Source organism: Saccharococcus sp. Marseille-Q5394 (assembly GCF_946901335.1).
Lineage (GTDB): Bacteria > Bacillota > Bacilli > Bacillales_A > Planococcaceae > Sporosarcina > Sporosarcina luteola_C.
The window spans coordinates 116,046-128,236 of sequence record NZ_CAMPPQ010000002.1; the positions used below are offsets into that span (position 1 = coordinate 116,046).

The following is a 12,191-nucleotide window of genomic DNA, read 5'->3' on the forward strand; positions in this document are numbered from 1 at the left end:
TTCACATCTCCCCGTATGATAACTTATCCACATTTTTTTAGCCCGATAACTATGAGAACGACAGGATTTGTGGTATTATATGTTGTCAGATAGTCAAGTCAAAACGGGTTATCCACATGTGGGTAACCGAGTTAGGAGGGTGAACAGTTTGCATTTTGATACAATAGCCGCCATATCGACTCCAATGGGGGAAGGGGCTATCGCCATCGTCCGGCTTAGTGGAGATGAAGCTATCGGCATTGCAGATCGAATTTTCCGTTCTCCGTCGGGGAAAAAACTTGCGGATGAACAATCACATACAATTCATTATGGGCATTTGAAAGATCCGTCCACGGAGGAAATTGTCGAGGAAGTCATGGTATCGATCATGAAAGCTCCAAAGACATTCACCCGTGAAGACGTTGTTGAGGTAAACTGCCACGGTGGCGTGGTGGCGGTGAACCGTGTCCTCAACCTTGTGTTGAAAGAAGGGGCTCGCCTTGCGGAACCGGGCGAATTTTCCAAGCGTGCATTTTTGAATGGCCGCATCGATTTATCGCAGGCGGAAGCAGTCATGGACCTGATCCGTGCAAAAACGGACCGGGCAATGAACGTTGCCTTAAATCAGATGGAAGGAAAGCTTTCCAAGCTGATTGGCGAGCTGAGGCAGGCGCTTCTTGAAACATTGGCGCAAGTCGAAGTGAATATCGATTACCCGGAATATGATGACGTCGAAGAAGTAACCATTCCACTTATGATCGAAAAAGGGACATGGGTAAAAGAAGAGATTGAAAAGCTTCTTCGTACTTCATCTCAAGGGAAAATTCTACGAGAAGGATTATCCACGGTCATTGTCGGGAGACCGAACGTCGGAAAATCCTCCTTGCTGAACAGCCTCGTTCAGGAAAATAAAGCAATTGTCACCGATATTGCAGGGACGACCCGTGATATCATAGAGGAATACGTAAATGTCAGAGGAGTGCCGCTGCGTCTCGTAGATACGGCCGGCATCCGGGAGACGGAGGATATCGTCGAGCGGATCGGGGTTGAAAGATCCCGTCAAGTTCTGAAGGAAGCGGATCTTATCTTGCTTGTCCTCAATAGTTCCGAGCAGCTTACGGAAGAGGATATCCGTCTTTTCGAAGCGACCGAAGGAATGGATATGATTGTCGTCATTAACAAAACCGATCTGCCACAGAAAATAGATATGCAGCAAGTGAGGCAATTGACCGGCAATGGAGCGATCGTCACTACATCCATCCTGAAAGAAGAAGGCATTGATGAATTGGAAGAATCCATCGCTAAACTCTTCTTCGAAGGGACACTTGAAGCGGGTGATTTGACGTATGTGTCCAATGCGAGACATATTGCATTGCTCCACAAGGCGCATACATCTATCCAGGATGCTTTGTCCGCTGCAGAGGGAGGCGTGCCCGTCGACATGATTCAAATCGATGTCACGCGCACGTGGGAGCTCCTGGGCGAAATTGTCGGCGACACCGTCCAAGACAGCCTCATCAACCAGCTATTCTCTCAATTTTGTTTAGGCAAATAAAAGCGAAGGGAGGCGTTTAGCTCCGACAGGCACTGGAAGATTTGAACCTAAGGCGCTTTTTGCCTTAGAATCAAATCTGAAGTGACCGAGGGGCTGCCTCCTGAAGCCTAGATAGGTAAATAAATTATTCAAATAGACACGGAAAATTTATATATTAGGAAGGATGAACGAACATGCCACAATTTGAAGCAGGCACGTTCGATTGTATAGTTATCGGAGCAGGGCATGCCGGCGTCGAAGCGGCATTGGCTTCTGCAAAGATGGGTGCATCGACATTGGTGCTGACAATGAATCTTGACATGATCGCTTTCATGCCATGCAATCCTTCACTCGGAGGTCCTGCAAAAGGGATCGTCGTACGTGAAATTGACGCCCTTGGCGGCGCGATGGGGAAAGTGATCGATAAAACACATATCCAAATGAGGATGTTGAATACAGGGAAAGGACCCGCTGTCCGTGCGCTTCGTGCACAAGCGGATAAAGTCCTCTACCAACAAGAAATGAAACGCGTCCTCGAGGAACAGGAAAACTTGACGCTCCATCAAGGTGTCGTTGAAGAATTGATCGTCGAGGACAATGAAGTGAAAGGGCTCGTCACGCAAATCGGTGCAATCTACCGAGCGAAAACGATCATCATTACGACGGGGACTTTCCTTCGCGGGGAAGTCATTATCGGTGACTTGAAATACTCAAGTGGTCCGAACAATCAAATGCCGGCAATCAAGCTTGCTGAAAACCTACACGAACTTGGATTGGAAACAATCCGGTTCAAAACAGGTACACCGCCGCGAATCAATGGCAATACAATTGATTACAGTAAAACAGAAATTCAACCAGGCGATGACGTACCTCGTGCATTCAGTTATGAAACAACACAATTCATCATGGACCAGCTTCCATGCTGGTTGACATATACAACACCGAGAACACATGAAATTATCAATGAAAATCTTCATCTTTCCCCGATGTACTCAGGAATGATCAAAGGGAAGGGGCCAAGCTATTGTCCTTCGATTGAAGATAAGATCGTCCGTTTTGCGGATAAATCACGTCATCAGATTTTCTTGGAACCGGAAGGACGAAACACGAAAGAGTATTACGTTCAAGGCCTTTCAACGAGCCTACCTGAACACGTTCAACGCAGATTGATCGAAAGTGTCCCTGGTCTGGAGAAAGCGGAAATGATGCGTGCAGGATATGCGATTGAATATGATTCAATCATTCCGACACAACTTTGGCCGACACTCGAAACGAAAAAAATTAAAAATCTCTATACAGCTGGGCAAATCAATGGAACTTCCGGCTATGAAGAAGCAGCTGCCCAAGGAATCATGGCGGGCATCAATGCGGCAAGTAAAGTGCTCGGCAAGGAAGAAGTCATTCTTGGAAGATCGGATGCTTATATCGGTGTTCTGATCGACGACCTCGTAACAAAAGGAACGAGCGAGCCATATCGTCTTCTCACGTCCAGAGCGGAATATCGTCTCTTGCTGCGCCATGACAATGCTGATATGCGTCTTACAGAAATCGGGTACAAACTTGGGATGATCAGTGAAGAACGTCACGAGAAATTCCTCCTCAAGAAACATCAAATCGAAGAGGAAATCGAGAGACTTCGAAAAGTGACGATCAAACCAAGTGAAGCAGTTCAGGAAATCATCCGTGAATCCGGTGGAACAGAACTTCGCGAACCGATGAAAGCGGCAGATCTGTTAAAACGGCCGGAAATGAAATATGATCAAATCATCACTGTTGTACCGCCTGAAGAGAAGAAATCCGAAGAAGTGGCGGAGCAAGTCGAAATCTTCATCAAGTATGAAGGCTATATCGAAAAATCCATGCAGCAAGTGGAACGTATGAAGAAGATGGAGAACAAAAGAATACCTGAGAACATTGATTACAATGCAATATCGGGTATTGCCAAGGAAGCGAAAGCTAATCTGTCTGCTGTCAGACCGTTATCCATTGCGCAAGCATCGAGGATTTCCGGTGTAAATCCAGCTGATATTTCTATCTTGCTCGTCTACATCGAACAAGGGAAAATCGCAAAGATTACTGGTTAACATCATGTGACTGATGTGGGGTTAAGTCCGCGTCAGTCTTTTTTTACAGAAGGAGGATTCGAGTGAACGAAGAACAATTCAGAGAGGCGTTGAAAGAGCAGGGGATTAACCTAACCGATCATCAGCTTCAACAATTCAACAAATACTTTCACATGCTGGTCGAATGGAACGAAAAAATGAACTTAACAGCCATTACGGATTCGCCATCTGTTTATCTAAAACATTTTTATGACTCCATTACCGCTGCATTTTACACAGATTTGACTGGAAAGAAATCCATTTGTGATGTAGGTGCAGGTGCTGGATTTCCGAGCATACCATTAAAAATCTGTTTTCCAGAACTATCTGTAACAATTGTTGATTCTTTAAATAAACGAATTACATTCTTGACGGAACTCGCTAATGAACTTGAACTTAATAACGTAAGATTCATCCATTCCAGAGCCGAGGACTTCGGACAAAACCCGAAGTACAGAGAGAAATTTGATATTGTCACTGCACGTGCTGTTGCTCGTTTATCTGTACTTTCAGAGTTATGCCTACCGCTAGTAAAAGAGGGTGGAATCTTTATTTCCATGAAGGGCGCTGCTGCTGAAGAAGAATTATTGGATGCGAAAAAAGCAATCAATGTGTTGGGAGCGGAACTCGTCGAGAAGTTTTCTTTCAATTTACCTATGGAGGAAAGCGAAAGAAATATATTCATCTTGAATAAAGTGAAGAAAACACCTAAGAAATACCCTCGAAAGCCTGGCATCCCAAATAAAACGCCAATCATTTAATTGTTTCACGTGAAACAATAACTACTTGCTACTAACTCTGATGCGAATGAAAACAATTTACAGGCGCTTGAAATAGAGTGCCTGTCTTTATACTATCTATCAGTTTAATAGTATTGCAATCTAATAGAATTCTACTCTTTAATAAGTAGTAAAGAGGATATATAATAGATATGACGAAATAGCTAGTAACGATGAGCAGTTTTGTAAAGGTGGGTGCCGGCGATGAAAAACACGTTTTCACGGTTTTTTGGTAGTGGAGAAAAAGAACCTGATTTACAGAACAATGGTAACACTCCACAAGAGAAAGTCGATCAAGTTAAAATTGATTTAATTAAACCGAATAAATATCAACCTCGAACCATTTTTTCCGAAGAGAAAATTGAAGAGCTTGCACGTACAATCCATACACATGGTGTGATCCAACCCATCGTCATTAGAAAAAGCGACGAAGGGTATGAAATTATTGCTGGAGAACGAAGATTCCGCGCAATGAAGAAATTGGGTTGGGAAGAAGTGCCGGCCATCATCCGTAATCTCGACGATAAAGAAACAGCGTCCATTGCATTAATTGAGAACTTGCAACGTGAGGAATTGACCGCAATCGAAGAAGCGTATGCTTATGAAAAATTGCTGGAGTTACATGGGTTAACTCAAGAAGCGTTAGCGCAAAGACTCGGAAAAGGACAATCCACAGTTGCGAATAAGCTGCGTTTATTAAAGCTTCCGGATGATATCAAACATAAGATCTTGACGAAGGAAATATCCGAGAGACATGCGAGGGCATTGATTTCCGTCAAGGATGCCGAGTTGCAACATAGGCTGTTCCAAGAAGCGATTGACGAACAGCTAAATGTAAAGCAATTGGAAGAACGGATTCAGCAAGCATTGAATCCTGTTGAAGAAGAAAAGGAAAAAAAGAGAGCAGTTAAACGAAAATCGGTGAGTAAAGATGTCAGAATTGCATTAAATACAATTCGGCAATCATTGGCGCTTGTAACGAAAAGCGGAATCGATGTAGTGACAGAAGAAGAGGATGCAGAGGATTTCTATACAATCACTGTTAAAATACCGAAGAAAAAGTAGAAAACAACATAATATTCTCGTAAAATGTGCGAGACGCACTCTTGCTTGGATGAAGCAGGAGTTTTTTTGTGCTATACCTTACCACGACCAACGTTTTTTTGATAAACTAGTAAAGAGTCAAAGAAATAGAATGAATCTATTCATTATTGAAGATAACTGTTTAATAGATGAGTGAGAAAGCAGGTGCAAGTGTGGGTAAAATTATAGCCATTGCCAATCAAAAAGGAGGAGTTGGTAAGACAACCACTTCGGTAAATCTTAGTGCTTGCCTTGCTCATATCGGCAAAAAAATCCTATTGATAGATGCCGATCCGCAAGGGAATGCGACGAGCGGGGTAGGGGTCAATAAAGGTGACGTACATCAATGTATTTACGATATGTTAATCGATGATGTCAATATAAAGGAAGTTATTCACCAGACGAAGATGGAAAACTTGGATATCGTTCCGGCAACCATTTCTTTAGCTGGGGCCGAGATTGAACTCGTTTCAACCATTTCAAGGGAAGTGCGGATGAAACATGCAATCCAAGAAGCGAAGGAATTGTATGATTATATTATTATTGACTGCCCGCCTTCTTTAGGATTATTGACTATCAATTCTTTGACTGCTGCAGACTCAGTCATTATCCCGGTTCAATGTGAGTATTACGCATTGGAAGGATTGAGCCAATTACTAAGTACCATCAGGCTTGTCCAAAAGCATTTGAATGAAGGTCTCTCGATTGATGGCGTGCTATTAACAATGTTCGATGCCAGGACAAATTTAGGGATTCAAGTCATTGATGAAGTGAAAAAATATTTTCAAGATAAAGTGTACGGAACGATTATTCCACGAAATGTACGATTGAGTGAAGCGCCAAGCCACGGAGAGCCGATCATCATTTATGATTCAAGATCGAGAGGCGCGGAAGTATATTTAGAGCTGGCAAAGGAAGTGGTGCACAATGGCTAAAGGTCTTGGAAAAGGATTGAACGCTTTATTTCCGGATGAGTCGTTAACGAAAGCAGAGTCCATCGAGAACATTCGTCTGAAAAGTATTACAGTGAATCCGTACCAGCCAAGAAAGATATTTGATGAGAATGCAATCCATGAGTTAAGTGAATCAATCAAAGAACACGGAATTTTACAGCCTATCATTGTCCGAAAGGTAGGGACAATGTATGAAATTGTAGTAGGTGAAAGACGATTCAGAGCTGCTAAGATTGCAGGGTTGGCGGAGATTCCGGCAGTCGTCCGTCAACTGACAGATGAAGAGTCGATGGAATTAGCGATTCTTGAAAACTTGCAACGTGAAGATTTAACGCCGATTGAGGAAGCAGAAGCTTATCAGAAACTAATGGATAACCTTTCTCTTACACAGGAACAACTAGCATTCAGACTAGGTAAAAGCCGGCCACATATAGCAAACCATATCCGATTGCTCAGCTTGCCTGAAAAGGTGCGCAACTTGATTACAGATGGGAAACTATCAATGGGGCATGGGCGCACATTGCTCGGACTCCGAAAGAAGGAGCAAATTCTGTTGATTGCAGAAAAAACAATCAACGAAGGATTGAATGTCCGTCAATTGGAGAAGCTAGTCCATAAGTTAAATGAAAATGTTCCACGTGAAACAAAACCAGAAAAGAAAAACATTTTCATTGAAGAGCAAGAGTCGCATTTGAGGAAATATTTCGGTACGAATGTGACGATAAAGAAATCAAAGAACAAAGGTAAAATCGAGATTGAGTTTTTCACAGAAGAGGATCTTGAAAGAATCCTGGAACTATTGAATGAATAAGCCTATACCTATTTTGCTTGTTGCAAAATAGGTATTATTTTTACAGATGGAAGTGAAAACGATGATTTTATTCGGTTCGATTGTAAATGCCTTTCTTATCGTGGTCGGAGCTTTGCTTGGCCGTTTTTTATATAATATCCCTGAACGGATGAAAGAGACTGTCATGTACGGAATCGGATTGGCGGTCACAGCAATCGGCATTCAAATGACATTTGAAAGCACCCAAATTTTGATTGTCATCATTAGCATCGTTATTGGAGCAATCATTGGGGAATGGATGAACCTCGATGACAAAATAAATGAATTGGGAAAATGGATTGAACGGAAGCTCCCATCGAAAAAAGAAGGACCTGGTATTGCCCAAGGATTTGTCACTGCAACACTCATCTTCGTTGTCGGCTCAATGGCCATTATTGGAGCAATTGACAGTGGATTACGAAGTGACCATGATGTGTTGATCATGAAGGGAATCATAGATGGATTCACCTCTGTCATCCTTAGCTCCACGCTTGGCATTGGAGTCATGGTTTCCGCAGTTCCGGTATTCCTCTACCAAGGCCTCATCACACTATTTTCAACGCAAATAAGCCGCTTTGTACCGGATGACCTATTACAATTTTTCATTTCAGAAATGACAGCGACAGGCGGTTTAATGATCGTAGGAATTGGATTGAATCTAATCGGCATAACGAAAATCCGGGTGGCGAACCTCATTCCTGGCATCGCCGTCGTCGGTATTATTGTGACAGTCGTTCATTACCTGTTTTGAATCTTCCATAGGCAAGTTGAAGAGAACGGGAAATGATTCTGCTCATCTCAAAAGGAAGATGCAGTCGTGTGCTCTGCAGGACAGCTTGTTCCATGAAACCTGAAATGTTAACGACACCTTTGATGGATAAATTACCGACGGGTGGTAATTCTTTTCCGACGGCTTTGCCGGGATAGAGAGGCCCTTGATGAAATAGCAAGTGGCCGATTGAGTCGCTTCTACCTAAGCATGCATCAATTGCAACGATGAAAGAGGATGGTTCCCTCGATTGCAGTTCATCCAATTGTTGTTGTAAATTAAGAGCATGTAAAGGCTTTTCCAATGTCCCGACGACGTTGAATGGAAATAATAACGATTCGGCTAAGTGGGATCCAGTCAACGGACCTAATGCATCTCCCGTGGATCGATCCGTTCCAATACAAAAGAAGGTTAAAGAATCTTCATGAAAAGGGATTTGTTCAAGGAAATAAGTGCTGAGCTTCCAAACTGCGCCGGTTTCATTATAATGAAGACGATAATCATATTCTGTGGAAAGTGTTGTGTGCATGACAAAACTCCATTCTCATAAATAGTTCAATAATTGATTGTGTAGCAGTATACGCGGCTTCATGGGGATTTATACGGAAAGGTAAGATGCGGATGACAAATGCATTACTAGAGAGTATGAAAAGAATGTTCCTAGATGAAGAAACGGAGAGAATCGGCAGGTTCATCTTCTCTGAGGAAACATGGTTCCATATTGGAATGCTTGCTATTAAGATTTTCTTTATTATCACACTAGCTATACTTGTCGTTCATGTCGGCAAGTATATTATTAGAAGGATTTTCAGAATCAAATTAAAAGGACCTATTCGTAAAGAGGAGCGACGGGAACAGACCTTACATAAACTACTCGAGAACGCGCTCAGCTATATCGTCTATTTTTCTGCAATCCTGGCTGTTCTACAGGAGTTTAACATCGATGTGAAAGGGCTTCTGGCAGGAGCAGGGGTTTTGGGGCTCGCTGTCGGTTTTGGAGCGCAAAGCCTTGTGAAAGACGTCATTTCAGGATTCTTCATCCTATTCGAAGACCAATTTTCAGTGGGGGATTACGTTAAAATTGGCACGGCTGAAGGCAGGGTGGAAGAAATCGGTTTGCGGACAACGAAAATTAAAAACTTTACAGGTGAAATTTTCATATTGCCGAATGGAACAATTGCACAAGTCGTTAATTATTCATTGAAAAACTCATTGGCCATTGTAGACGTCACTATTCCATTTGAACTTGGCGTCGAGAAAGTCGAAAAGTCGATCGAAGCTTATCTTAAGTCGATGAGCAAGGACAACCCCGATCTTTTAGGAAATCCGAAATTGATTGGTGCTCATGATTTCACGGAGGACTCAGTCATTGAACGGATAATCGTGGAAACGAAACCGATGCGTCATTTCGATACTGCAAGGAACATAAGCATGGGCATAAAAAAACATTTAGAGCAGGAAGGAATCGAGATTCCATATCCTATGCTCGTGTCAAAATCATTTGATAACCAGTAGGGGCAAGGAAGGAGTGAGATGAACGGTGGAGAAAGAGTTTCAGTTGAAAGACGTCGTGGAAATGAAAAAGCCGCATCCATGCGGAACAAATGCTTGGAAAATCATCCGCATGGGTGCTGACATCCGGATCAAATGCGAAGGCTGTGGCCATAGTGTAATGATCCCACGAAATGAATTTGCAAAGAAGATGAAAAAGGTGCTTGTCAAAGCGGAAGCTGAACAAAATTAGACAGGAACGCCAACTATTCTTATAATAGAAGAGTTGCAAAGATGATTATGAAATTGACCTATATGAAAGGTTGGGAAATAAATGGCGTTAACAGCAGGTATCGTTGGTTTGCCGAACGTCGGAAAGTCGACTCTATTCAACGCAATAACGAAGGCGGGAGCAGAGGCTGCCAACTATCCGTTCTGTACAATCGATCCGAACGTCGGGATTGTAGAAGTGCCCGATGAAAGGCTTCAAAAATTAACAGAGCTTGTCGTACCGAAAAAGACAGTGCCGACAGCTTTTGAATTCACAGATATTGCAGGGATTGTAGAAGGGGCGAGCAAAGGGGAAGGATTAGGAAATAAGTTTCTCTCCCATATCCGCGAAGTCGATGCAATCTGCCAAGTCGTCCGTTGTTTTGACGATGAAAATATTACACATGTATCAGGGAAAGTAAATCCGATTGACGATATCGAAGTCATCAACTTGGAACTGATCCTTGCTGATATGGAAAGCGTGGACAAGCGATTGACACGCGTCTCCAAAATGGCAAAGCAGAAAGACAAGGATTCAATGGCTGAAGAACCAGTGCTAATGAAGTTGAAGGATGCTTTCGAGAACGAAAAGCCTGCTCGATCCGTTGAACTGACGCCGGAAGAATTCCAGCTCATCAAAGGAATGCACCTGTTGACGATTAAGCCAATGCTCTACGTTGCAAACGTATCCGAAGATGAAATTGCGGATGCGGAAGAAAACGAGTATGTCAAAACGGTCCGTGAATTTGCCAAGCAGGACAATGCAGAAGTGATTGTCGTCAGTGCAAAAGTCGAGGAAGAAATGGCTGAATTGGATGACGAAGAGAAGGCGATGTTCCTTGAAGAGTTAGGCATCAAGGAATCTGGCCTCGATCAACTCATCAAAGCATCTTATCATCTACTAGGACTCGCCACATATTTCACAGCAGGCGTTCAAGAAGTCCGCGCATGGACATTCCGAAAAGGGATGAAAGCGCCGCAATGTGCAGGCGTCATTCACACAGACTTCGAACGCGGCTTCATCCGGGCAGAAACAGTGGCATATGATGCGCTTGTAGAAGCAGGCTCCATGGCAGCTGCAAAAGAAGCAGGCAAAGTCCGTCTGGAAGGTAAAGAATACATCGTCCAAGATGGAGACGTCATGTTATTTAGATTTAACGTGTAAATAAATGAAAAAACAACCGGAGAAGGGATATCCTTTTCCGGTTGTTTTACTGTATATTTCGATCAGGTTTGAACAGATAGAGCTTTGGCAACTCGGGATCATCTTTTACAAGCCAATCATCCGGGAATTTTTTCAGTTCCTTATGCATTGCAAAGTCACCCGCAGCCCCGCCAATGAGAAAAGCGGCTAGACCAAGCCAGATGCCATTACTCGTAACTAATCCAATCATCGCTGGTACTACGCCAGTCGTCCAAAAAGGAAGCAATAACGCTTTCTGAATAGCCCGGTTCGTCATCAGCCGATTGGTCGTAGCATAAGCAATACCCAACTTGAGATTCATTCCGATAATCATGCTCTTCCAAGGTACATTCCCAAACACCCTGAAACCAAGAAGATGAAAAAGCTCATGAAGAATTATCAAGAATATATAACCGACAATGAAATACAGAACATTCCGGATGGAAAAAGTGAAAGATAGTTCCTGCTGTATAAGACCATCTACAACCAGCAATCCAATGAGCGTCAGAATGGTAAGCAGCATGCCACTCTTAGCAACCGTGGGTAAGTCGATTTCAATGATTTTGTCTGGTTCAGTAATATTATTCATCAGATCACCTCTTATTATAATTATACACGACTTGGATAAGTTGATTTATAGTTTGAAAAGAACTTGCCAAGGATTGAAGCGAAAGGCGGCGTCTCCTGGGGGATCAGCGGGACAGGTGAGACCCCGCAGTGGAGCGCAAGCGACCGAGGAGGCTCACCGCCCGCCCCCCGGAAAGCGACCGCCTGCAGCGTAAATCCGATTAACTATATTTAATAGTTGATTGTATGAAGACATCATGTTAAAATATGATGATGTGAGTAATAAACATTACTTACTCCTTGCCCGCCGTAACAAGTGGGCCAAAGTCCATAAGGAGGTGACTAAAGATGAGAAAGTACGAAATCATGTACATCATCCGTCCAACAGTAGAAGATGAAGCGAAAAAAGCATTGATCACTCGTTTCGATGACATCCTAACTTCAAACGGAGCGGAAATCATCGAGTCGAAAGAGTGGGGCAAGCGTCGTCTTGCATACGAAATCGACGACTTGCGTGAAGGCTACTACCAATTGGTAACAGCTAATGCAGACACTGCAGCAATCGATGAATTTACACGTCTTGCGAACATCAACGAAGCTATCATTCGTCATATGGCTGTTCGTCTGGACAACTAATCCATAGAAGAACGAA

At 43.1% G+C, this 12,191-nt stretch carries 13 protein-coding genes; 11 read left to right on the plus strand and 2 right to left on the minus strand.

All coding sequences use genetic code 11. From position 1 onward, the window contains the following. Window positions 1-148: 148 nt before the first annotated feature. The 7 genes from mnmE to OC538_RS11045 all read left to right on the plus strand — a co-directional run bounded on the left by mnmE (window position 149) and on the right by OC538_RS11045 (window position 8,010). The gene (mnmE, locus tag OC538_RS11015; protein WP_251695859.1) at window positions 149-1,534 is read left to right on the plus strand and encodes a tRNA uridine-5-carboxymethylaminomethyl(34) synthesis GTPase MnmE; all 1,386 of its coding nucleotides are present in this window, start codon (window positions 149-151) and stop codon (window positions 1,532-1,534) included. 173 nt (window positions 1,535-1,707) lie between these two features. After that, the gene (gene mnmG / locus OC538_RS11020) at window positions 1,708-3,597 is read left to right on the plus strand and encodes a tRNA uridine-5-carboxymethylaminomethyl(34) synthesis enzyme MnmG (protein WP_251695857.1); all 1,890 of its coding nucleotides are present in this window, start codon (window positions 1,708-1,710) and stop codon (window positions 3,595-3,597) included. 62 nt (window positions 3,598-3,659) lie between these two features. Further along, the gene (gene rsmG / locus OC538_RS11025; RefSeq protein ID WP_251695855.1) at window positions 3,660-4,376 is read left to right on the plus strand and encodes a 16S rRNA (guanine(527)-N(7))-methyltransferase RsmG; all 717 of its coding nucleotides are present in this window, start codon (window positions 3,660-3,662) and stop codon (window positions 4,374-4,376) included. 222 nt (window positions 4,377-4,598) lie between these two features. Beyond that, window positions 4,599-5,459, plus strand: a complete 861-nt coding sequence (gene noc / locus OC538_RS11030) for a nucleoid occlusion protein (protein WP_251695853.1) — start codon at window positions 4,599-4,601, stop codon at window positions 5,457-5,459. 191 nt (window positions 5,460-5,650) lie between these two features. After that, window positions 5,651-6,412 carry a ParA family protein gene (locus OC538_RS11035; protein WP_251695851.1) on the plus strand — a complete coding sequence of 254 codons (762 nt, stop codon included), beginning with the start codon at window positions 5,651-5,653 and terminating at the stop codon, window positions 6,410-6,412. Next, window positions 6,405-7,241 carry a ParB/RepB/Spo0J family partition protein gene (locus tag OC538_RS11040; RefSeq protein WP_251695850.1) on the plus strand — a complete coding sequence of 279 codons (837 nt, stop codon included), beginning with the start codon at window positions 6,405-6,407 and terminating at the stop codon, window positions 7,239-7,241. The genes OC538_RS11035 and OC538_RS11040 overlap by 8 nt, the downstream gene beginning before the upstream one ends. Window positions 7,242-7,302: 61 nt before the next feature. Continuing rightward, window positions 7,303-8,010, plus strand: a complete 708-nt coding sequence (locus tag OC538_RS11045) for a DUF554 domain-containing protein (protein WP_251695848.1) — start codon at window positions 7,303-7,305, stop codon at window positions 8,008-8,010. Here OC538_RS11045 and yyaC read toward each other — a convergent pair. Beyond that, complete coding sequence (gene yyaC / locus OC538_RS11050) at window positions 7,979-8,557, minus strand: spore protease YyaC (protein ID WP_251695846.1); 579 nt, start codon at window positions 8,555-8,557, stop codon at window positions 7,979-7,981. The two genes, OC538_RS11045 and yyaC, sit on opposite strands and share 32 nt — an antisense overlap. Before the next feature lie 92 nt (window positions 8,558-8,649). Between yyaC and OC538_RS11055 the strand changes: the two genes are divergently transcribed. The 3 genes from OC538_RS11055 to ychF all read left to right on the plus strand — a co-directional run bounded on the left by OC538_RS11055 (window position 8,650) and on the right by ychF (window position 10,954). After that, on the plus strand, window positions 8,650-9,543 hold the full coding sequence (locus tag OC538_RS11055; protein WP_251695844.1) for a mechanosensitive ion channel family protein: 894 nt from the start codon (window positions 8,650-8,652) through the stop codon (window positions 9,541-9,543). A gap of 25 nt (window positions 9,544-9,568) precedes the next feature. Continuing rightward, the gene (locus OC538_RS11060) at window positions 9,569-9,772 is read left to right on the plus strand and encodes a DUF951 domain-containing protein (protein ID WP_262175426.1); all 204 of its coding nucleotides are present in this window, start codon (window positions 9,569-9,571) and stop codon (window positions 9,770-9,772) included. An 81-nt stretch (window positions 9,773-9,853) separates the two neighbouring features. Then, window positions 9,854-10,954 carry a redox-regulated ATPase YchF gene (gene ychF / locus OC538_RS11065; RefSeq protein WP_251695843.1) on the plus strand — a complete coding sequence of 367 codons (1,101 nt, stop codon included), beginning with the start codon at window positions 9,854-9,856 and terminating at the stop codon, window positions 10,952-10,954. Window positions 10,955-11,000: 46 nt separating this feature from the next. Here ychF and OC538_RS11070 read toward each other — a convergent pair whose 3' ends face one another. Then, window positions 11,001-11,561 (minus strand): DUF3267 domain-containing protein, encoded by a 561-nt coding sequence (locus tag OC538_RS11070; protein ID WP_251695841.1) that lies wholly within the window; start codon window positions 11,559-11,561, stop codon window positions 11,001-11,003. A gap of 326 nt (window positions 11,562-11,887) precedes the next feature. On the opposite strand from OC538_RS11070, the gene rpsF reads away from it, so the two are divergent. Next, window positions 11,888-12,175, plus strand: coding sequence for a 30S ribosomal protein S6 (gene rpsF, locus OC538_RS11075; protein WP_251695840.1), 288 nt, complete (start codon window positions 11,888-11,890; stop codon window positions 12,173-12,175). Window positions 12,176-12,191 lie beyond the last annotated feature (16 nt).

Coding starts and splice junctions, on each gene's coding strand:
- yyaC (WP_251695846.1), bottom strand. CDS start 8,557: ATGCACACAACACTTTCCACAGAATATGATTATCGTCTTCATTATAAT.
- ychF (WP_251695843.1), top strand. CDS start 9,854: ATGGCGTTAACAGCAGGTATCGTTGGTTTGCCGAACGTCGGAAAGTCG.
- mnmG (WP_251695857.1), top strand. CDS start 1,708: ATGCCACAATTTGAAGCAGGCACGTTCGATTGTATAGTTATCGGAGCA.
- OC538_RS11045 (WP_251695848.1), top strand. CDS start 7,303: ATGATTTTATTCGGTTCGATTGTAAATGCCTTTCTTATCGTGGTCGGA.
- rpsF (WP_251695840.1), top strand. CDS start 11,888: ATGAGAAAGTACGAAATCATGTACATCATCCGTCCAACAGTAGAAGAT.
- OC538_RS11040 (WP_251695850.1), top strand. CDS start 6,405: ATGGCTAAAGGTCTTGGAAAAGGATTGAACGCTTTATTTCCGGATGAG.
- OC538_RS11055 (WP_251695844.1), top strand. CDS start 8,650: ATGACAAATGCATTACTAGAGAGTATGAAAAGAATGTTCCTAGATGAA.
- noc (WP_251695853.1), top strand. CDS start 4,599: ATGAAAAACACGTTTTCACGGTTTTTTGGTAGTGGAGAAAAAGAACCT.
- OC538_RS11070 (WP_251695841.1), bottom strand. CDS start 11,561: ATGAATAATATTACTGAACCAGACAAAATCATTGAAATCGACTTACCC.